At 61.0% G+C, this 21,385-nt stretch carries 18 protein-coding genes; 4 read left to right on the plus strand and 14 right to left on the minus strand.

The genetic code is table 11. The features are described from left to right. Positions 1-28: 28 nt before the first annotated feature. From tagH to tssB, 11 genes are all read right to left on the minus strand, one after another. Positions 29-1,582 (minus strand): type VI secretion system-associated FHA domain protein TagH, encoded by a 1,554-nt coding sequence (tagH, locus tag P3T20_RS01075; RefSeq protein ID WP_429285775.1) that lies wholly within the window; start codon positions 1,580-1,582, stop codon positions 29-31. After that, positions 1,579-2,127: a DUF6931 family protein gene (locus tag P3T20_RS01080; RefSeq protein WP_429285776.1), complete on the minus strand. Its 549-nt coding sequence runs from the start codon at positions 2,125-2,127 to the stop codon at positions 1,579-1,581. The genes tagH and P3T20_RS01080 overlap by 4 nt, the downstream gene beginning before the upstream one ends. Before the next feature lie 2 nt (positions 2,128-2,129). Then, positions 2,130-4,016 carry a type VI secretion system tip protein TssI/VgrG gene (tssI, locus tag P3T20_RS01085; RefSeq protein ID WP_429285777.1) on the minus strand — a complete coding sequence of 629 codons (1,887 nt, stop codon included), beginning with the start codon at positions 4,014-4,016 and terminating at the stop codon, positions 2,130-2,132. 132 nt (positions 4,017-4,148) lie between these two features. Further along, on the minus strand, positions 4,149-5,678 hold the full coding sequence (locus P3T20_RS01090) for a hypothetical protein (RefSeq protein WP_429285778.1): 1,530 nt from the start codon (positions 5,676-5,678) through the stop codon (positions 4,149-4,151). Positions 5,679-5,741: 63 nt separating this feature from the next. Beyond that, positions 5,742-8,444, minus strand: coding sequence for a type VI secretion system ATPase TssH (gene tssH, locus P3T20_RS01095; RefSeq protein WP_429285779.1), 2,703 nt, complete (start codon positions 8,442-8,444; stop codon positions 5,742-5,744). 84 nt (positions 8,445-8,528) lie between these two features. After that, positions 8,529-9,545 carry a type VI secretion system baseplate subunit TssG gene (tssG, locus tag P3T20_RS01100; protein WP_429285780.1) on the minus strand — a complete coding sequence of 339 codons (1,017 nt, stop codon included), beginning with the start codon at positions 9,543-9,545 and terminating at the stop codon, positions 8,529-8,531. Continuing rightward, entirely contained in the window at positions 9,509-11,395 is a 1,887-nt protein-coding gene (tssF, locus tag P3T20_RS01105) for a type VI secretion system baseplate subunit TssF (RefSeq protein WP_429285781.1), read from the minus strand. Before tssF ends, tssG begins: the two co-directional genes overlap by 37 nt. A 5-nt stretch (positions 11,396-11,400) precedes the next feature. Then, positions 11,401-11,904 (minus strand): type VI secretion system baseplate subunit TssE, encoded by a 504-nt coding sequence (tssE, locus tag P3T20_RS01110; protein WP_074268806.1) that lies wholly within the window; start codon positions 11,902-11,904, stop codon positions 11,401-11,403. 59 nt (positions 11,905-11,963) lie between these two features. Then, entirely contained in the window at positions 11,964-12,467 is a 504-nt protein-coding gene (locus P3T20_RS01115; protein ID WP_074268807.1) for an Hcp family type VI secretion system effector, read from the minus strand. 107 nt (positions 12,468-12,574) lie between these two features. Beyond that, positions 12,575-14,068 (minus strand): type VI secretion system contractile sheath large subunit, encoded by a 1,494-nt coding sequence (gene tssC / locus P3T20_RS01120; protein WP_429285782.1) that lies wholly within the window; start codon positions 14,066-14,068, stop codon positions 12,575-12,577. Between the two features lie 9 nt (positions 14,069-14,077). Then, positions 14,078-14,596, minus strand: a complete 519-nt coding sequence (tssB, locus tag P3T20_RS01125) for a type VI secretion system contractile sheath small subunit (protein WP_074268809.1) — start codon at positions 14,594-14,596, stop codon at positions 14,078-14,080. 319 nt (positions 14,597-14,915) lie between these two features. On the opposite strand from tssB, the gene P3T20_RS01130 reads away from it, so the two are divergent. The 3 genes from P3T20_RS01130 to P3T20_RS01140 are packed head-to-tail and all read left to right on the plus strand — an operon-like array spanning position 14,916 to position 18,192. Further along, positions 14,916-15,860 carry a hypothetical protein gene (locus P3T20_RS01130; RefSeq protein ID WP_429285783.1) on the plus strand — a complete coding sequence of 315 codons (945 nt, stop codon included), beginning with the start codon at positions 14,916-14,918 and terminating at the stop codon, positions 15,858-15,860. Continuing rightward, complete coding sequence (locus tag P3T20_RS01135) at positions 15,857-16,747, plus strand: c-type heme family protein (RefSeq protein WP_429285784.1); 891 nt, start codon at positions 15,857-15,859, stop codon at positions 16,745-16,747. Before P3T20_RS01130 ends, P3T20_RS01135 begins: the two co-directional genes overlap by 4 nt. 14 nt (positions 16,748-16,761) lie before the next feature. Next, complete coding sequence (locus P3T20_RS01140) at positions 16,762-18,192, plus strand: serine/threonine-protein kinase (protein WP_429285785.1); 1,431 nt, start codon at positions 16,762-16,764, stop codon at positions 18,190-18,192. A gap of 11 nt (positions 18,193-18,203) precedes the next feature. On the opposite strand, the gene P3T20_RS01145 is transcribed toward P3T20_RS01140, so the two are convergent. Further along, positions 18,204-19,043, minus strand: a complete 840-nt coding sequence (locus P3T20_RS01145; protein WP_429285786.1) for an oxidoreductase — start codon at positions 19,041-19,043, stop codon at positions 18,204-18,206. A gap of 279 nt (positions 19,044-19,322) precedes the next feature. Here P3T20_RS01145 and P3T20_RS01150 point away from each other — a divergent pair, with 279 nt between their 5' ends. Beyond that, positions 19,323-19,871 (plus strand): carboxymuconolactone decarboxylase family protein, encoded by a 549-nt coding sequence (locus P3T20_RS01150; RefSeq protein WP_429285787.1) that lies wholly within the window; start codon positions 19,323-19,325, stop codon positions 19,869-19,871. 146 nt (positions 19,872-20,017) lie between these two features. Here P3T20_RS01150 and P3T20_RS01155 read toward each other — a convergent pair whose 3' ends face one another. Further along, complete coding sequence (locus P3T20_RS01155) at positions 20,018-20,518, minus strand: GNAT family N-acetyltransferase (RefSeq protein WP_429285788.1); 501 nt, start codon at positions 20,516-20,518, stop codon at positions 20,018-20,020. Positions 20,519-20,546: 28 nt separating this feature from the next. Continuing rightward, positions 20,547-21,317 carry an SDR family oxidoreductase gene (locus P3T20_RS01160; protein WP_429285789.1) on the minus strand — a complete coding sequence of 257 codons (771 nt, stop codon included), beginning with the start codon at positions 21,315-21,317 and terminating at the stop codon, positions 20,547-20,549. Positions 21,318-21,385: the final 68 nt, after the last annotated feature.

Raw genomic sequence — 21,385 nt, forward strand, 5'->3', positions numbered from 1 at the left:
CGTGTCGCGATAGACCCGCGGACGGCCTTCAGTTGCGCCGCTTTTTCAGGCGCCCTAGCTGCTCTTCATAGGCGCGAGCGAATTCGTCGCCAAACAGTCTTCGAAAGCATTCGTCAGGATTCCTTGTGACTGCTTCGAACTCTTCCTTGTAACGTTCCCAATGTCGCGGCCGGCCGCCAAACGGCAGCCGCCGCGTTCCGCCTTCGTTGAACTGCTCGATTCGTGCGGGGTCGAAGTGCGCAAGCATCGAATCGAAAGCGGAACGTACGCCAGCCAGCATCGCCATCTGATGATTGCGGATGTCCTCGGCGGCATCGGCGAGAGCGGCGCTACCCGAGAGAAATCCGCCGTCGGGCGCTGCGAGCAGCCGTTTGACCGCCTCCTTCGCGGTCGGCGCGAACTTAAGCGGATTGTTTTCCGAGCGCTGGATCAGTGTTGCGGGTAGCCGGAAGCTGTTTTTCAGTTCTGCCCGGGCGCGTAATACGTCCATCATCGCGTCCACGGCAATCTCGAACATTGCGTCGAGTCCGGATGAGTGTGGCTCAGCGGCAGGCGCCTGTACTGGGGACGTGGGCGGCACCGCAAGTGGGGCGGCGGGCTCGGCCGACGGCACACCTGCGTCCGCCATACCCGCGCCCGGCATCAGCGCGGGCGGGGTTTCCGGCGCTGACGGTGCGCGCACGGGTGGCTCCGTCACCGTCTGTGATGCATCTGCGCCGGCGTCGGTAGCAGGCGCTTTATCCGGCGACTCGAATGCCATCCCCGTCGACACCTCACCTTGACCCACGTCCGCCGCCTCAGCATGCACGGCAGCCCGATAGCCGGTTGCGTCCCAGTCGTCCGGGAGCATCGGCGCATCGACGCGCGCCGCCTGCGGTTGCGGCGGCCGATAGCGGTCGGCAACCGAGGGCGTGTGGTTCCAGTCCTGAGCCGGCGGCGCGAGCGGCGGCGGTTCATCCTGATACGAAGACGGCGCGTCGAACAGCGCCAGCGGATCGAGGCTCGAGTCAGGAGCAGGCGACGTAGCGCCCGGTATCAAGCCTTCGGCTTCGCCCCCAGCGTCTGACCCGCCATCACGCGCCGGGCGAAGCAGCAGACTCAGGTCCAGCGGATTCCTGTTTTCATCCGCAGCAAACGCGGGACGCGCGAGCACCGCGGACGCGGGTGCAGATGCAGGTGCGGGCGTGGCTGCGGGGAGGGACGCCGCTACAGGCGTTGCGACAGCACTCTCACCCAGGCCACCGAAGCGCGTTTCATCTTCCCGGCTCAACCGCACGCTCACCTCGAAGGTATCGATCTGCAACCGGTCACCCTCCTTCAGTGCAGCCGGCTCCCCCTTGCGCAACGGCGCGCCGTTCAGCAGCATGCCGTTGGTACTCCTATCCTCGATGAAGTAAATGCCATTCAGGTAACGCACGACAGCGTGGAGGCGCGATACGCCTTCCGAGCCGAGCATCCAGTCGCACTCCTCGGAGCGGCCAATGCTGCCATCGCGGCAGTCGAACCGCTGTTCACGGCGACCGTCGAAACGCTGCGCGCGTTCGCCTTCCAGCGCGAGGATCAAGCCAGGCGCGACACTCATTGCAACCCTCCATCGATACCATCAGGAATGCTCAGCAGATTCAGGGCGTCGCGCACAAATGCCGTGCGGCGCGCATCGAACTGCGCCGGTTCCAGCGCAGCCATGTAGGCGACTGCGGCACTCGCCGCAATCGCACTCAGGTGTGCAGGCGGCGGAGTCGGCCGCTCATGGTCGGGATTCAGATTGCCGCCCGACCAGCCTGCGGCAGCGGCGATCCACGCCCCGATCGTCTGATAACGATGCGCTTTTGCGAAGGCGAGCGCGGCAGCCTGTTGAGATTCCGCAGGCTCACGCAGCCATGCCTCCGCCAGCGCGAGACCAGCCTGATCGTGCCCGGTCAGCGGCTGCCGGCGCCCACACTGGCAGGCCCACGCCACCGCATACCCGCGTGGCAACACACGGGCCAGCAGCCGCAGCGCATCGCTCCGGTGCCCGCCGTCGAGGAGTGCCTGCACGGCCGCACGCGCAGACGCGACCGGTCGCACGCAGGCGATCGCCTGTTCGGAAAGCCGCATCTGCCGGGCTGCATCGAGGATCGCGATCATGATTACAGGATCATCGGAGCAGCACCGCCGAGCACCGCGGTCGCAGTCCCGATCAGTTGCAGATTGGTGGACTGAACGAGGCAATCGGCTTCCGACATGATTTCCATCGCCGCGACCGAACTCATGTTCAGGTTCGCCTTGGAGTTGATCTCCATAGCGAGGTCCGAGGTCATCGTGACGTTCATGTCGCCGTTCAGGGTGAGATTCGTGCCCGAGATCACGATCTCGCCGGAGCTGTTCATCGTGATGCTCGCAAGCCCGGTGACAAGCCTGATCTGGCTGGCCGCAGTGAGCGTGTAGTCGTTGCCCACCTGTACGTCATGGTCGTGTTCCGATTCTTCGCACAGATCCTTCTGTGCATGGATGAGCACCTGCTCGCTGCCCATCCGGTCCTCGAAGCGGATCTCGTTGTAGTCCTCACTACCGCCGCCTTGATGACTGCGGCTCTTCACACCGCTCTGCGTCTTGTTGTCGGGCAAGCCATACGGCGGCATGTTGTCGGCGTTATAGACGCTGCCGATGATGAGCGGGCGGTCCGGATTGCCGTCGAGGAAACTCACCACGACTTCCTGCCCGACGCGTGGAATGAACTGCGCCCCCCAGCGCTTGCCGGCCCACATCTGTGCGACCCGCACGGGACATGAGTTTTGCGCATTGGGCTTGGCCGGGCGGTTCCAGAAGAACGTCACCTGCACGCGGCCGTATTTGTCCACGGAGATGTCCTCGGGCGTATCCCCATAGACCACCGCCGTCTGCAGGCCCGCAATCACCGGCCGCGACGTCGACGGGGCCGTGCGAAACGGCTGGCGGCTGCGGATTACCTTGAAGTCGCACTGGAACGGCTCTTCGCCGTCGTCCCCTCCGCCACCCGACGCATAGTCCGGTTCCACAAGACGCGTCGTGGTGTCGATCACGAGGTATTCCTGGTTGGCTTGTGTAAGCGGAAAGTCCTGGAGCGTGAAAAGCACGCCGGTCGCGAGACCGCACGCATCGGTGCTGCCCACACTCGTCGCGAGCGGCACGTTTAGCGCGTCGGCTCGCACCTGGGCATAGCGCTGACCATCGGAGAGACGCTCGTCGTAACCGACGTAGTCGTATGCGTAGTCGTAGATGTCGAGGCCGCTCACGTTGTGCACGTCCTCCGTGTCGGTCAACTCTTCGGTGGCGAGCAGCGACGCCTTCGGCTTGAGGTAGTCGTAGTCGTCGAGCTGTACCTTCGTCGTGTTCACCGCATGGGCAGTTTCCCAGTCGCTGATCGACGCTTTCATCCGCTTGCCACGCTCGATCGGCGGCGCATACGGTATCTGCTCGAAGCCGGGCACCGTCGAGTGCGCGCCGAGCGCGTCCGCTAGCACCATCGTGTGCGTGCTCTGCGTGTGCGTGAAGTAGTAGTAGATGCCTTCCTGCTCCATCAGGCGGCTGATGAAGTCGAAGTCGCTTTCGCGGTACTGCACGCAGTAGTCGCGCGCCGGATAGCTGCCGCTCAGACTCTGCTTCAGATCGCTATAGCCGACATCGCCAAGTACCGACTGGATGATCTGCGGCACGCTCATGCTTCGGTAGATGCGGCAGTCGCGCCGGCGCGTGGCGAGCCAGGGCTTCGGCACGAGCCTGAACGTGTAGACCGCATAGCGCACGTTTTCGATGTTGACGAACCCGCCCTGCTCGGCTTCGCAGACAATCCCGTTGAAGTAGCGCGTATAGCCTTGCGGAGAGACGAGCTTCACTGTCATCGGCGTGCCCAGCAGCGAGCGCAGATCCACTTCGATGTTCTTGCTGATCGCTTCCAGCCGGTACGAAAACAGCTTGCCGAGCGACTCGCTAGCCGTCATGTTCGCGAACAGAAGGCTCGAGCCGAGCGTGGAGGTGAGCGTGATTGCGTGTGCCATGAGATGAGTTGCGTGCCGAGGCGCATGAGTCGTCGTGTTGTTACTTAGAACGACTGGGCTCCGCGTTTATTCCGTCGCTACGCACTTCGATGTCGGAACACGCCAGACCCGTTCAAGATGCACGCGGTCGTATCATTCGGCGCCTACCCCCGCTTGCACCCCGGAGATCAGTCTGGCAAGGCCTGATGCCTGAGCGCGCTTTGCGGGTTGCAGGTAAATTTCAAACTCCGGCACGGTGCTGGAAATTTCAAATCCCGTTTGCTCGAGGTATTCCGACGAGAATTCAATTAACGTTTGCAGGTGCGCTACCGCTGCATCAAAGACAGACTGATCGACTACGGCATCGTCCTTGATCAACTGGTAGAAGGAGACCTTGTCTACCAGGATGCCACTGTTGAGAATGACCGCCGCCACAGCCGGAGTCCTACTAATACTGTCTGAAAACCAGGAATTGAAATCTCCCAGTGTCAGCACGTCCTTCTTCTGATACAACGCCTGGGCATCCCTGAACATCTGGTTCATCCGTTGGATCTGGAAATACCGCCTGATCATTTGCCACAGAATCTCCAACGCCGACAAAATAATCGAATAGACAGGGGACGCAAGCGCCGCTGATTTTGCGTCAACCGCCAGTTTTCCTGAAGTCTTGGCAATGTTGTACACCCCTTCCGCAATGTCACTTGTCATCTCCTTACGGAGAGTGCTGGCGAGCATCTGGCTGATGCCGGGTTTTATTGAAATTTTTCTCTCGCGAGCCCGCTGCTCGATTTTCACCAGCGACGCCGCCGCTGTATCGAGCAAGCTATCGAGCACATCGAAAGAATCGGTCACCACTGCCCCGACAATGGGACACAAAAAAGTCACCAGACTTTTAGTCAGATTGCGCTGGACCTGCCCGGCCTTCTCAAACCGTTCATCGAGATCGATAGTCCGTAAGCGGACAGGCTGACCAAACTCGGCGCGAAAGAATTCCTCGATCGATTTGGCTCTGGCCTCAACAAACTGGGTAACCTTGGTGACCAGCGCCTGGTTCATGGCTGGCAGGGGGCGCGAAGCAAGTTGCAGCACATCTTTTGCCGACATCGACTTCGTACGCTCGACCAGCCGGTCCAGCACGCGCTCCTTGAGGTTCAGGTTATTGAAAGTGCGTCCCGCTGCATCGATAGACGAGGCCACCGTCTGCGCCTGCAACGAGGCAGCATTGTTGGCAAAATCGAATAAATTATCTATCACGCCGTCCGTTATGAACTGGTAACTTGACTCGGAGCATTCCAGCTTGGAGAGAAACATCAGAATGGTTTCCCGCGTCTTCCTTTCGTATTTAAGATAATTGCTCTCTCCAAATATCTCCTGCATGACCGAAACGAGGCTGCCTTTCTTCGAAATATTCCGCTTCGATTTACTCCAGTTCTCGTAGCTTTGCTCCTTCAGCCTTTTCCATTTCTCAAAGGCCGCAATCAAACGGTCGTAGCGATCCCTCGCAACCACAAAGGTATAATTCTCGATGCATAGATTGAGCGCGACCAATTCAGGACTAGCGGGACGCGTCATTGCCAGTATTTTTTGCGTCCGGTTCGCATCTTCCGCAGGTTGGCCCGTTTGCTCCAACCATTGCGCATATGTGAAAGGCAGTACGGGAAGTGTTTTGTCGAGTATTTGCATTATTTCCTCAGAAGCGTCTTCGCACGAAGGATTAAAAAAACGTGGCGCTTGGGGAATGCCCCATCACAACGTTGCGGCGGCCATGTCGATGGCAACCTGCTCAAGCGCATCGAAGCGATAGGCAAATTCACCGTCCTCCACGCTGACGTCCACGCACTCCACTTCCTCGCCTCGCATCGTCCGCGCCAAAAACTCACGGCTGATTTCCGGCAGCAGGGTATTGGTCAGAATCGCATCGATCATCCGCCCGCCTGATTCGCTCTCGGTGCAACGGCTCACCACCAGTCCCACTACTGCGTCGTCATACTCGAACGGCACGCGATAGCGATCTTCCACACGCCGCTTGATGCGCTCCAGTTGCAGCCTCACGATCTTCGCAAGCATGTCGCCGCTCAGCGGGAAATAAGGCACCGTCACAAGCCGCCCCAGCAATGCAGGTGGGAACACGTCCAGCAATGGCTCTCGCAAGGCCTTCGTGAGGTCTTCGACGTCCGGCATCCGTTGCGGATCCCTGCACAGCGCGGCAATCAGATCCGTGCCCACATTCGTGGTGAGCAGGATCAACGTGTTCCTGAAACTGATCGAGCGCCCTTCGCCGTCCTCCATCACGCCCTTGTCGAAGACCTGGAAAAAGATCTCGTGCACATCGGGATGCGCCTTTTCGATCTCGTCGAGCAGCACCACCGAGTACGGCTTGCGACGCACGGCTTCGGTCAGCACGCCGCCTTCGCCATAACCGACGTATCCCGGCGGCGCGCCCTTCAAAGTCGAGACCGTATGCGCTTCCTGAAACTCGCTCATGTTGATGGTGATCAGATTGTGCTCGCCGCCGTACAGCGCTTCGGCCAGCGCCAGTGCGGTCTCGGTCTTGCCCACCCCCGACGTGCCGGCCAGCATGAACACACCGATCGGTCTCCCGGGATTGTCGAGACCGGCACGAGACGTCTGGATGCGCCTCGCGATCATCTCCATCGCATGGTCCTGACCGATCACACGCTCGCACATCACGGACGCGAGATTCATTACAGTCTGCAGTTCGCTGCGCAGCATCCGGCCCACCGGGATGCCGGTCCAGTCCGCGGTCACCGCAGCGACGGCCTGGTAGTCGACGTTGGGCAGGATTAGTGGGCTTTCGCCTTGCAATTCGACCAGTTGCGCCTGGAGTTGCCTGAGTCCGGCGAGTGCGACGGCTTTTGCGTCGTCGTCCATCTCAGGGTCTTCGCTTCTCAAGCGCGCGCGCAAGGCCAGAATCTGCTCAACCAGAGCTTTCTCTTCCGCCCACCCGGCTTCGAGATGCCGCAAACGCTCACGCTCACTCGCGAGCATCGCGGCAGCTTGCGGCTCGCGCTCTCCAACGTCGACTCCGACCGTCTTCTCGCGTGCAATGATGGCTTGCTGCGTTTCCAGTGCCTCGATGCGCTTCATCGCATCGTCGATCTCCGCGGGTACCGCATGCTGGCTGATCGCGACGCGCGCACAAGCCGTATCGAGCAGGCTCACGGCCTTGTCCGGCAATTGCCGCGTCGGGATGTAGCGATGCGACAGCTTGACGGCCGCTTCGAGTGCCTCGTCGAGGATCTGCACGCGATGGTGCTGTTCCATCACGTTCGCGACGCCGCGCAGCATAAGGATCGCCTTCTCCTCCCCCGGCTCGTCGACCTGCACTGGTTGGAAGCGGCGCGTTAGCGCCGGATCCTTTTCGATGTGCTTACGATATTCGGCCCAGGTGGTCGCACCGATCGTGCGCAGGTTGCCGCGCGCCAGCGCGGGCTTCAACAGATTCGCCGCGTCGCCGGTGCCCGCGGCACCGCCCGCGCCCACCAGCGTATGCGCCTCGTCGATGAAAAGGATGATCGGCTTGGGCGAGGCCTGCACTTCGTCGATCACCTGACGCAGCCGGTTTTCGAATTCGCCCTTCATGCTTGCCCCGGCCTGCAGCAGACCGATGTCGAGCACGCGCACCTGCACCGCTTGCAACGGCGGCGGTACGTCGCCACGCGCGATGCGCAACGCGAAGCCCTCGACTACCGCCGTCTTGCCGACGCCGGCCTCGCCGACCAGCATCGGGTTGTTTTGACGCCGGCGCATCAGCACGTCGACCAGTTGACGAATCTCGCCATCGCGGCCCACTACCGGATCGATCTTGCCGTCGCGGGCCTGCGCGGTCAGATCGACGGTGAACTGGGCAAGCGCCTGCTGCTTGCCCAGTTGCGCGGGTGCCAGCGCACCGCTGCTCTCACCGGGCGCGACCTGATCGGCACGAAAACCGTCAGCGGCATGCTGACCGTCTTCCGGCGACCCCGAGACAATGCCTGCGAATTCATCCGCAAGGGTCTCGGCGCGCACCTTCTCGAACTCGCTGGACACGTTAAGAAGTGCATGGCGCAGATGGCGCGTTCTCAGCAGCCCAACAATCAGATAGCCGCTGCGCACCTGGCTTTCGCCAAACATCAGCGTGGCGAAGACCCAGCCGCGCTCGACGGCCTCTTCCACTTCGGCGGACAGATCGGAAATGCTGGTTCTGCCACGCGGCAGCCGTTCGAGCGCGCCGGTCACGTCGCGCGCAAGATGCGAAGGATTCAGTCCGAAGTGACTCACGATGCGATGCAGATCCGAATCCTGCAACTGCAGGATCTGGTGAATCCAGTGCGCCAGTTCGACATACGGGTTGCCGCGCAGCTTGCAAAACACGGTGGCACTTTCGATAGAGCGGTAGGCAAGCGGATTGAGCTTGCCGAACAGCGCGCCGCGACTGATTTCAGCCATGGTTTCCGATCCTGTATAACGTGAGGCAGCCGACGTACGGCCGCCGTTGGGTTGAACGATGCGCGCGCCACTGCGGCGCGGACTTTATTTCACGGGCCTCAGTACGACTTCGTCCGCATCGGCGGGCTTCGGATAACGACCCATCCAGGTGTTGAAGCCCATGCGGCCGGCCTTGCCGAGGTAAGTCAGCGGTACGTCCTCTTTCTTCAGGACGAGTTGCAGATCCCATCCCTTCTCGTCGCCGACATACATCCTCACCGCGGCCACCAGTTGCCGTAGCGCGTCGCTGCCGGGCAGGAAGCGGTTGAATTCGTTGCGGTCCAGCGGCCCGATACGCAGCCGGAAACGCTCTTGCGCGCCTCGCACATGTGCGCCAAGCAGTGCGTCTCTGCCCAACGAAGCCATGCCGCGCCCCATGTGCAGACAGGCATCGCGCGGCAGCTTCATCCAGCCCGCGACAAACTCGATCACACGCACAGGCACGCCGAAGTAATGCTCGAGAAAGCTCATGAGTCCCTCGGCGTTGCGCGACTGCGCGACAAGGAGCCCAGCGAAGAAGCGCTTGTACTCATCGGGCAATGCATCGCGTTTCTCCAGATGCGGCGTAGCGATGCCGATCAGCGCACCGATATAGGTGCGAAACCGGTCCTCTTCCGGACGATCCATCTGCACGGTCGGTTGCGCATCGGCCCACGCGCGATAGAAGAGACTCAGCATCCGATGATGAAACACGTCGGCAAACGCGACCAGCGTGCGATCTTTCGCATTGCGCTCGCGGTCCACGGCATGTTCGGTCAGATGCAACGGCAGAGGTCCATACGGACCGAACAGGCCGAGAAACAGCCCATAAAGCCGTCCAGGTCGATCAGCGGTGCGTGCTTCGAAGCGCTCGATGCTGCGCGCCGGAAATTCCAGCGAAACCGCATGACCCAGCCGCACCGGATCTTCGGCCGGCCGCGTGGAGTGTCCGAGCCTGGGCAACGCCGGGTACGCACATTCGAGAAGCCGCATGGCCTCGAAGAACTCGAATGCTTCGGGCCGCGCGCGCAGCGCCGCCTCGAGCGCTAGAGGATCGGCCGTTTGCCGGGATTCGCGTGCCATCGGGCAACCTCGTTTCGTTCGAGTGTGCGCAACACTGTCTCGACAAACGAATTCAGCGAAACGTAGCGCGCAAAGAAGTGCTGCAGAACCGAAGCAAGCAGAAATGCGCCGCTGCCCTCGAAAGCCGCATCGTCGCAGGTCAGCGTGACTTCCAGGCCGCGGCCATAAGTGACCGGTCCCGGCACAGGAATGCGGCGCGTGACCGGCACGGCCGCAACGTGCTTGATGCCTTCGATCTGGCGGCGCGTGGCGGCATCGAACTGGTCGTGATACAGACTGAGCATTTCGCGCAAGGCAGTTGCACCTGCTTCACCCTCCTCATCGAGCAGCGACAGGTAGTTCAGTTGCAGATGGCTGATCAGACGCCAGGCGGATTCGCCTGTCGCGGTGGGCGCACGCGGCCGGGTCGGCCCGGCCACGCAGCGGATCGACGCCACCGGCGCATCCGTATCCAGCGTGAAGTCCGTGTACGACTTGCCCACCGGCATATGCAACGGCAGATCGCGATTCGTGCACAGCAGGCGCAAGCCCAATTGACGCAACGAGGTCGCATAGGGCGCGTCGTTCGCGTCCACCAGCGCGATAAAGGTCTCGCTGCCGACGTAGCTGGAGCGCGCGCCCCGCTGCTTCTGACGGCTCGATAGCACGCGCGGCTCGCGACGTAGCGTATAGAACGCGGACTGCGGACTGTGCCATGTCCGCGCGGTGCTGTCGTAGAACGGCCGGAAACTTTGCTCGGGCTCCTGACGATCGCCGTAACCCTGCACGTCCAGCACGCTATGCACTTCGAAGTCCATCGGGCGCGTCCGGTCCCCCAGCACGTGATATTCCGTGGCCCCTTGCTGCAGATGGATACGGTCTGCGCGGCGTTCGAACAGATTGACTGCCGGTGTGCAGAAGAGCCGGAAATTGCTGGCATGGATGGCGTTATGCAGACGCGCGACGCTGCGGTCGAGCCACACCACGATCTCGAACTCGTTGCCGGCGGCACGCGCAAGCAGCGTGCGCAGGCCAGTGAACTCGACGAACAGGAAGCGCTCCGGACAGGCAAAGTATTCCTGCAGCAGACGATAACCGCTGAACGAACGGCCTCCGTACGGCAGCAGCGACTCATCCTCGTCGAAGCCCGCTGCGCGCAGCGCTGAGGCCTCGCGATGCACCTCGACGGCCGTCCCGTCCTGCGCAGCCGCACGCACCGTATATCCGGCGCCATTGGCCAGAAGTTGCTCATAGACCAGACGCGGCAAATCGTCGGCGCCGCCGAGAAAGACGGGCAAACGATCGAGCGCGAGGGCCTTCGCCGGCACACCCGAGAGCGTCCTGAACTTCAACCGCAAACCCGCGCGCGCCTGCGTGCCGGGTGGCGGCACGAGCCCTGCGGCGGCCAGCGCCGCGGGTGTGTCGAAGTATCTCGCCTCGGCAATCGCGAGCGGCCACAGCGTGACTTCGTGCGCGGTACGGTACTCGCAGGCTGTCCGCTCGCCGAAGCCAGTGAGGCTGCGCATCACGGTATGCCGCGCGATCGGGTGGCCGGCCGCCGGCAAGTCTTCAGCCTCATCCGGATGAAACTGCACTACTGCCATCGACGGTACCGGCGTCAGGTAGTGCGGGTAGATCATCTCCAGCAGATGTTGCGTGAACACCGGGAACTGCGCGTCGATCTTCAACTGCACGCGTGCAGCCATAAACGCGAATCCTTCGAGCAAACGCTCGACATACGGGTCCGCGCATTCGAACCCTTCCAGCCCGAGCCGCCCCGCGATTTTGGGGTGCTCGCTCGCGAATTCCGCACCCATTTCCCGGACATGCTGGAGCTCGCGGTTGTAATAGCGTAAGAGTCGTGGATCCATTACATTCAGCCGAAAAGTTGCGAGACGTGAAACTCGCCAGTCTCGAGATCGACGTCGGTGCGCAGATACAGGCTAAGCGGCATCGGCTGCGCCCACATGTCCGCTTCGATCCGGAAACGCAGCGAGCGGCTGTCCATGCGGGCATGGTCCGGCTCGACACTGACCTGAACCGTACCGGCGATCAGACGCGGCTCGAAATCGCGCAGCGCCGAGCGGATACGCTCCTGCAACAGCGCGATGTCGATGCCCGACAAGGCCGTACCGGTAAGATCAGGAATCCCGAAGTTCAGAACTGACTTACCCGCGTGCGTGAAACCCGCGGATTCTTCGCTGCTCCATTGACGCGTGCAGTTGAGCAGCCAGGCGATATCGCGAGTCACGTACTCGCGAAGACGCAGCGCGGTGATAACACGCTCCTCCCGACTCTCTTCACGCTGTGCAGGAGCAAGGTCGGTCAACCGGTCGAGCAGCGAAGGCTGCAGGCGCTCCTGGGGTGTCAGCTCTGCCATGCGGCGGGCTCCGTAACATTAGGGGATCCGGACGGACCCCCGGTATTGCGCCGGCTGGCTTATTCCTTGGTGACCTGCTGGATGTCGTAGGTGAAATCCTTGGTGCCACCGCTCGCCTTGCCCGTATCGTCCTGAGGCTGGAACGAATACTTGAACTTGCCGAAGTGCAAGGTGATGTTTTCGGTCAGCCGCTCGTCGCCGCCGCTGCCACCGGTCGATACCGACGTGACCAATACGCCTTCGCTGAGCTCGATGGTCACGTAGTCGGTCTGCTGACCGGTCGCGTTCGTCACGTATAGATAGGCGGTATCGATTCGCGCACCCGTGCAGCACGCCTGCAACAGCGCGTTAGAGCAGGCGTCGACGTACTTGGTGACGGTAATGTCCTGGATGTTTGCCTTGCCGCCCGACGCATAGCCGGCGCCGGTGTGCAGGTTGCCGGTATTGCTGCAGCCCCATGACCAGGCGATGATGGGCACCTGGTTCTTGTGCTTCGAATGGGCGGAGGCGCCCTGGATTGTCACCGCGCCAGAGCCGAATTTCAGGTGCATGTCGAATGCCATATATTCCTCTACTTGTGTGCTGTAAAAGTTTGCCTGCCAGGCTGACAGGCCTTTGGACCCGGAGCATTGCCCTCCGGGTAGCGACTAAAAGTGACTTACGTGTGAGCTCAGGCCGCCTGCGCAGACGGCAAGCGCGAGACGAGGCGTAGTGAAACGGTCAACCCTTCGAGCTGGTAGTGCGGCTTGAGGAAAAACTTCGAGGTGTAATAGCCGGGGTTGCCTTCCACTTCTTCCACCACGACTTCCGCGGCAGCGAGCGGCTTGCGGGCCTTCGTCTCTTCACTGGAGTTCTTGGGGTCGCCATCCACGTAATTCATGACCCAGTTGGAAAGCCAGCTTTCCATCTGCTCCCGCGTGCTGAACGAGCCGATCTTGTCGCGCACAATGCACTTCAGGTAATGCGCGAAACGGCAGCAGGCAAACATGTAGGGCAAGCGGGCCGAAAGATTCGAGTTGGCCGTGGCCGAGGGATCGTCGTACTCTTCCGGCTTCGCGACCGATTGCGCCCCGATGAACGCCGCGATGTCCGTGTTCTTGCGGTGCACGAGCGGCATCAGGCCCATCTTGTCGAGTTCTGCCGAACGTCGATCGGTAATCGCGATCTCCGTGGGACACTTCATGTCCACGCCGCCGTCGTCACTGGGGAAGGTATGAACCGGCAGGTTCTCGACTGCACCACCCGACTCGACGCCGCGGATCCGCGTACACCATCCGTAGTATTTGAACGAGCGGTTAATGTTCACCGCCATCGCATATGCTGCGTTCTGCCATGTGTACTTCGACGAATCCGCGCCTTCCGTGTCTTCTTCGAAATCGAATTCTTCGACCGGATCGGTCTTCGCACCATATGGCAAGCGAGCGAGGGTACGGGGCATCGTCAGCGCGAGATAGCGTGCATCGTCCGTTTCCCGCAGTGAACGCCAGGCGGCGTAGTCAGGCGTCGTGAAAATCATCGACAGGTCACGCGGGTTGGCGAGTTCGTTCCAGTTCTCCATACCCAGCAAAGAAGAGCCGGCCGCCGATATAAACGGGGCATGCGCTGCCGCCGCGACCTGCGCGATGCCGCGCAGCAACTCCACGTCCTGCGGACCGTGGTCGAAATAGTAGTCGCCGATCAGACAGCCATACGGCTCGCCGCCTAACTGGCCGTATTCCTCCTCGTAAATGCGCTTGAAAACAGGACTCTGGTCCCACGCGACACCCTTGAAGCGCTTGAGATTTTTGGCAAGCTCTTTCTTCGACACGTTCATCACCCGGATCTTCAGCAGCGGATCCGTTTCGGTGTTGGTGACGAGATGATGCAGCCCGCGCCACGCGCCTTCCAGTTGCTGAAACCCGGCGTCGTGCAGAATCTGGTTCAACTGCTCGCTGAGCTTGCGATCGATTTCGGCGACGTACGCATTGATAGTCTGCGTCAAATCGTCGGATACGACGTTGGAATCCTGAAGCACGTGCTCAGCCAGCGTGCGTACCGCAGCTTCGACCTCTTCCCTCGCGCGCTCATTCTTGGGCCTGAATTCCTTGCTCAGCAGTGCCGAGAATTCGCTGACCTCGGTGAGGGCGCCCTGTACACCTTGCTCGATCTGGTTCTGGCTTTCCATGACTTTGCCTCACTCCTTCCCGGATTCATCAGCGGCTTTCGGTACCGCGCCCAGTGCCTGCAGCAGTGCCGGATCCTTGATCGCCTGGGCAATCAGCTTTTCTGCGCCCGACTTGCCGTCGAGATACGTGCCCAGATTGGCTAGCTGCGTGCGCGCCTCGAGCAATTTCCTGAGCGGTTCGACCTTGCGCGCCACCTCGGCAGGCGAGAAGTCGTCCATGCTTTCGAAGGTCATGTCGACTGCGAGGTGGCCTTCGCCCGTCAACGTGTTGGGCACACTCAGGCTCACCCGCGGCTTCATCGACTGCATGCGGCTATCGAAGTTGCTGACATCGAACTCCAGTGCCTTGCGTGCTTCAATCGCAGGAAGCTCGGCGGCATTGGCACCGGACAAATCCGACATCACGCCCATCACGAACGGGAGCTGTACCTTCTTCTGCGCCCCATACAGCTCGACGTCGTACTCGATCTGCACGCGCGGCGCCCGGTTGCGCCCAATAAATTTCTGACTGTTCTGCCTCGTTGACATTGGCTGCTTCCTTTCAGTGTTGACCATGTGATGGATTCGACGATGCGCTCGATCTGTACGGTGAACGCTGTCCGCACCTACAAAACGCTCAGCGTCGCGATCTATTCCGTCTAAATTTTTCCGCGTTCGTCAGGTGCTGTGCTTGCCGGCGTGATCCCCGCCCGCTGGCTACACAACGCCCCAGAGTTGGGGGATATTCCGCAACCACTTTAAATTTGCGCGCTTTGTCATTCGCGGCGGCCACGGAATAAACCGCGCGTTCGAGCGTTTTATGGGGACGCCTTCTCCGTACTTCGTCGATGTCATGGCGCTTCAGGACATGAAACTCTCAACTCAACCCAGCAGCGCATTGCGTGGCAAACAGACCTTGTTGGCCCTGCTCGTCTTCGTCGCGATTACGTCACGGGCGCAAGCGGCGTGGCAACTCGTGCGTGCCGATGCACGCCCGGTCGCCATCCACGACACGGGGCTGTATCAGCCGGACATCGGGCAACGCTTCGGGACGGACGACATCGTCGAGACACCGGCAAGCGGCGGCATACAGATTCAGGACGAGGCGGGGAACATCGTCGCGCTGGGTCACGACACGCGTGTGATGTTGTCGCGCGACGCGCATATCGCGTTGCTAAAGGGATGGATGAAGGTGCGCAATGCGTGCAACACGAATGATTGCGCCGCACCGGTTATCGAAACAGAGCGCAGCCGATTTTTGCCGGCAGCCGATACGGCGCTCGTGATTGCGGCGAAAGCCGCGGGCTATCAGGACACCGACGCGGTGTTCTGCGAGAGCGGCACGGCAAGCGTCAGCGCAATTGCAGGTTCGCACGGCAAGCCGGTGTCATTACGCGTCGACGCGCACGGCTTCGCCACGCACTCCACGGCACAGGAACCCGTCACTTTCGCGACGCGACCCGATTCCGCATTTATCGCGTCGATGCCGGTCGCCTTTCGCGACGCATTGCGCACCATCCCCGCGCTAACCACCGTGCACAACGATCCGCCCAAAGACATGCGTCCCGTCGCTTACGCCGATGTGTCGGACTGGCTCGCAAGCAGCCTGGCAGTGCGTACTGCGCCGCCCACACGTTTTACGGCGCGGTTCCGCGCACGTCTTTCCGATGGGGCGTTTCAACACGCCATCAAGCAGAACATCCGTGAGCTGCCCGACTGGCGTCCGCTCGTTTATCCGCCGCCACGTGTCCTCGCGCGCAGCACAGCATTCCAGCCGCGATCACCCTATTCCTCCGACTCCGTACACCCATGAAGATCTCGCTCGCCATCAAGTTCAATCTCGTGTTTATCGCGATCTTCGCGATCGGGCTCACGGCTATCGGTCTCGTTGCCGATCGGGTTCTGCAACAGCAGGCGCTGGAGGAAACACGTCACGATGCCGACGTGCTGTTGAGCGCCGCCGGCGCCGTGCAAAACTACACCGCCCAGCACATCACGCCATTGCTCGCAACGCAGATCCAGTATTCATTCGTGCCAGAATCGGTGCCGGCGTATTCTGCAATCGAAATGTTGAATACGCTGCAAAGCGCGTTTCCAAACTTTTCGTACCGCTCGACCATGGTCAACCCGACCAATCCGCGCGACCGGCCCACTGACTGGGAAACCGAGGTGATCAACCACCTTCACGACCATCCCGAACTGAAGGAAATCACGGGGCAACGCCGCACGCCTGGGGGCGAACAGTTGCTGTTCCTCGCGCACCCCAGCAGCATCACCGATTCGAGCTGCATGCAATGCCACAGCACGCCCTCCGCGGCCCCGCGCACGATGCTCGACAAGTATGGTCCGGCGAACGGCTTCGGCTGGACCATGAACGAGGTCATTGGCGCGGAGTTCGTCTCGGTGCCGATGTCGGAGTCGATCGCTCGCGGTCACGCGGTGTGGCGCAGCCTGATGGTGTCATTGAGCGCGGTGTTCGCGGTTGTGCTCGTCGTGCTCAACCTCATGGTGCACTTTCTGGTAACGCGCCGTCTGCAGATGCTGTCACGCGCGGCTGACGAAGTGAGTCTTGGCAAGTTAGGAGACGTTGCGTTGCCGGCAGGCGGGCGCGATGAAATCGCATCGTTGGCCGTTTCGTTCGGACGGATGCGCACGAGCCTCATCGCAGCCTTTGAGATTCTCGAGGAAGGTCAACGGTAACCAGGCGACGCGTCATGGACCACGAAGATACTTCGCGCACGGCCAGCTTGCCACGGCAGATAGGCCGCTATCAGGTCGAACGGGTGCTCGGCCGCGGCGCAATGGGCACGGTATATCTCGCCACAGATCCGCATATCCAGCGGCAAGTGGCGTTGAAAACCATTCGCTCTGCACTGCTTGACGACACAGGAACCGGCGACGATCGGCCTTCCGGCAGCGAATTGACCGAACGCTTTCTCAACGAAGCGCGCGCCGCCGGGCGTCTCGTGCATCCGCACATCGTCAGCGTATTCGACTACGGGGAGACCCATGGTGTCGCATTCATCGCGCTGGAATACGTGCCGGGCGAAACGCTCGCGCAACGTCTCGCCCGGCGTGTCCGCAGCGGGAGTGCAATACCGGTGCTCGAGGCGCTGAGCTGGTTCGCGCAACTGCTGGATGCGCTCTCATATGCCCATGAGCTTGGGGTCATCCATCGGGACATCAAGCCCGCCAATCTTCTGATTACGCCGCGCGGCGACTGCAAGGTGACGGATTTCGGCATCGCCCAGCTCGATACCGGGCGTCTGACCCAGGCAGGCATGATGATCGGCACGCCGAGCTACATGTCGCCTGAACAGTATGCGGGCGGGAATATCGACGCGCGTAGCGATCTCTTCTCCGCCGGTGTCGTTCTCTACGAAATGTTGACGGGTAAGTGCCCATTCAGCGGAACGTCAGCGGCAATGATGCACCAGGTCATCAACGAGATGCCGTCGCCTCCGTCCAGCCACGTGGCAGATCTTCCTGCTGAACTCGACGCCATGGTGATGAAGGCGATCGCCAAGCGCCCCGAGCAGCGCTTCGCGACTGCCCTGAGCTGGCGGAACGCATTGCTTGTCCTGCACGACACCTTGAAGGACACGCTCGATCCTGACCATACCGTGATCGCTGCGAAGCTGCCGCGCAAGGCGCTCGAACCCCTGCCGGTAGCCGCGTCCGACCTGTCAGGCAGCTTTCTCGCTACATTAGAGGAGCGGCTTGCCAGCCACGTTGGGCCGATCGCCTCGCTGCTGGTGCGGCGCGCCGCATCGCAGGCGACCGATTCACGAGCGCTCGCCGCGCAGTTGGCCCGACATCTGCCCGACGAAGCGGCTCGCCGCGAATGGGGCACCATGCTCAAGCAGCATCTGATGGAGTCAGGGCAAGGCTCTTCGTTTCAAGTTGTGAGCGAGACACGGGCCTTCGAAAGCGCGCACGCAGCGACCGCGACGCTCGATCCCGCTCATATCGAAGCCGCCACGCGACAACTGGCGGTGCACGTGGGCCCCATTGCGCGGATTGTCGCAGGACGCGCAGCACGAGGCGCGGACACAGCCACCTTCCATACGCGTCTCGCCGATGCGCTGCCGTCGTCAGTGGATAGAGAGGCTTTTCTGCGTGCACTTCGCGAGTCGGCCACCTGACCTTCGTCGACTTACCTGAAGCTCGTGCTTCTCGTCAGTTCTTCCCATGTATCAAGCTCGCGACCCAGGTCGTCGAGCTTGCTGCGAATCAGATCGAGCGCGTCGCCACCGAGCACCAGATGCAATGGCGGCTTATCTGCTTCGAGCGCGGCTATGATCGCCTTGCCGCCGAGCACGGGATCGCCCTGCTGCTTGCCGTGCGCAGCCGTCACGCCGTCCCGCGCCTTGCCGACGGTGTCCGCATAGGCCGCAAGACGCACGTTCGATTGCTTCATCGAGCCACCGCGGAAATCGGTGCGAAAAGCACCTGGCTCAACGACGGTCACCCCCAGGCCAAAGGGAGCGAGCTCTTTGGCCAGTGTCTCTGACAGCCCCTCCACTGCGAACTTTGCCATGTGGTAAAACCCGACGCCCGGGAAGGTTGTCAGTCCACCTACCGAACTGATGTTGACAACATGTCCACGGCCACGCTCGCGCATACCTGGCAGGACGGCCTTTATCATGTTCCAGGTGCCGTACACGTTCGTCTCGAACATCGCCCGGACGTCGGCATCCTCGCCTTCCTCGATCGCGCCGAGGTATCCATACCCGGCATTGTTGACCAGCACGTCCACCGCGCCAAACTGGCGCTCAGCAGCACGGACGGCGGCTTTCGCCTCGTCGGGTTTCGTGACGTCGAGCTGGACAGCCAGCGCGACGGCCGGATGCTCCTTGACGATGTCTTCGACAGCGGACACATCCCGTGCACTCACGACGACCCGATAGCCCGACTCCAAAGCCTGTCGCGCAAGTGCACGGCCCAAACCCTTCGAGCATCCAGTAATCAGCCAGACCGCGTTCTTTCCGAGCATTGTCAATCTCCTACGTTATCAGTTCATCGCCGCTTGACCCGCAAGCCGCACCCCGGCTCGCTCGCGCCTAAACCCGGCACCTCTGGGCTGAGTATAGAAAGGGTTTCGCTTCTTATCAGGCTGGATAACCAGGATGAATCATGCGATCTGATCGAACAATCGCAGCCGCGCTGCCGCTATTACTTCGGAGGTAGTTGGCGCATTACCGGCACAAACTTAATCTACGTCTGTCGTGCGATCACTACCTAACGTACGCACTTAACTCTTAAGGAAAAAATCATGGCTAAGTTTCCCGTTTATACGCTCGAATCCGCACCCGAACAGTCGAAGCCGTCGCTGCAGGCACTCGCGCAAGCGTTTGGCATGGTGCCCAATATTGCAGGCGCGATCGCCGGATCGCCGAAGCTGATCAACGGTCTGGTCGGCGTGTTCCAGCAGGTTCATACCGGCAGCTTTACGGAAGCACAGATCCAGACACTTCTGCTGACGAATGCCGTCACGAACGGCTCCACCTGGGCGGTCGCCTTCCATACGTTCCTGGCACTCAAGGAAGGCCTTCATGAAGCAGACGTCCAGGCGATCCGTACGCGCGGCTTGCCGCAAGACAGCAAGCTCGCCGCGCTTTCGCGTCTTGCACGTACGTTGATCGAAAAGCGTGGTCGTCTCGACGATCGCGATGTCACGTCGTTCACGGCTGCCGGATTCGACCAGTCTCTGGTGCTCGAAGTCATCCTGGTCGTGGCCGCATCGACCATCACCAACTATGCCGGCAGCGTCGCCAATCCTCCGCTGGAGGAAATGTTCGGCGAATACGCCTGGACTGCCTGACTATAAGTTGAACGTCGAACCTGTTGTTGAGTGGTGAGGCATTCGTCAATTCGGATGCCTTACTAGCTCCTTGATTGACGAAGTCACTCCGAAGTCCGCGCGGTGAACAGTCTAACGACCGTCCGCGCTATCGATACCGATGCGGTTCACGCCAGAGGCAACTTATAAAAGAGCGTATCGATCTCGGCCGCAAACCGCTCAGTGGGAAGCTCACTACGTGGCACTCTCTGGAAACCATTTTTTTCGTAAAACCGCTGCGCAGCGACGGTTAGTTCGATGGTACCGAGGCATAGAGTTGTTGCGCCACTCTGACGAGCATGCTGCACGAGATGGTCCAGAAGACGTTGCGCCGTGCCTATCGTGGTGCCGCGGAATTCCTTGAGGACATAGAACCGTTTCACCGCAATCAACCCGTCGCCGAGGTCTTTCAAGGAAGCGGTACCGACCACCCGGCTGTCGCTGATCGCAATCCAGAACCCGCTGGCACCCTCTTGATAAGCGTGGGCCAGATCGCCAAGATCACTCTCCGCGCGTGGGTCGTCGTGAATGCCGAATTCCGCCCAGACTTGCGAAATGAGCGACCAGACATCACTCTCCCAGGACTGGGAGAATCGTTCGATCTGAACAACGGCGATGTCTGATCTCATGGTTTGAGCCCGATCTGATACAACACATCTAGCTGCCAGCGAAGTGATCGTTCAAGCCGGCAAACTGCTTTGCATAACCTTCACGTCCCTGCTCTGCCGCAAAGCGCAGCGGGAGCACACGCTTGACCAGCACTTCGTGCGCGTCAGGCTGCGACTCCAGAATCGACATGACTTCGTCAATATACTCCGTAAGCGGCATCGCGTTGGGGTCGCTGGCCTGTTGCTCGCCCATCAGTTCGGTCTGCACGTAAGGCGGCGCGATTTCCACAACATCCACATTCGTGCCCTTAAACTGATAGCGCAGTGACTCGCTAAACGAGTGGATTGCTGCCTTGGTGGCGCTGTACGCCGGCGTGATGGCGAGCGGCAGGAATGCCAGTCCCGACGACACGGTCAGCACCGTCGACTTCGCCTGCTTACGCAGCAGTGGCAACAATGCAGCAGTGAGACGGATAGGGGCGAGCAGGTTCGTGGCGATCGTCGCCTCGGCGATACTCGTATTCACATCGGCCGCACGCCAGTCTTCAGGCTGCATGATGCCAGCATTGTTGAGGAGCGCGTTCAGCGTGGGATAGTCGCGAGCGATTTGCGCCGCAAAGCGGGCAATGTCTTGCGGATCCGTGAGGTCCAGCGTGGCTGTCTCGATGCCTGGATTGGCCTCGCGCACAGCATCGAGTGCGGACTGGCGGCGCCCCGCGACGATGACCTTGTTGCCACGACGATGAAATGCTTCCGCGAGCGCGCGCCCAATGCCCGAACCGCCGCCGGTGATCAGAATCGTGTTTCCGCTAATTTGCATGACTGTTCTCCTGTATGAGGTTGTGCTAGCGTATGGCAAGCACTCTCATTCGGGAAGTAGGCACCGGT

Source organism: Paraburkholderia sp. GAS206C, assembly GCF_050435645.1.
In the GTDB taxonomy this organism is placed as follows: Bacteria; Pseudomonadota; Gammaproteobacteria; order Burkholderiales; family Burkholderiaceae; genus Paraburkholderia; species Paraburkholderia phenazinium_B.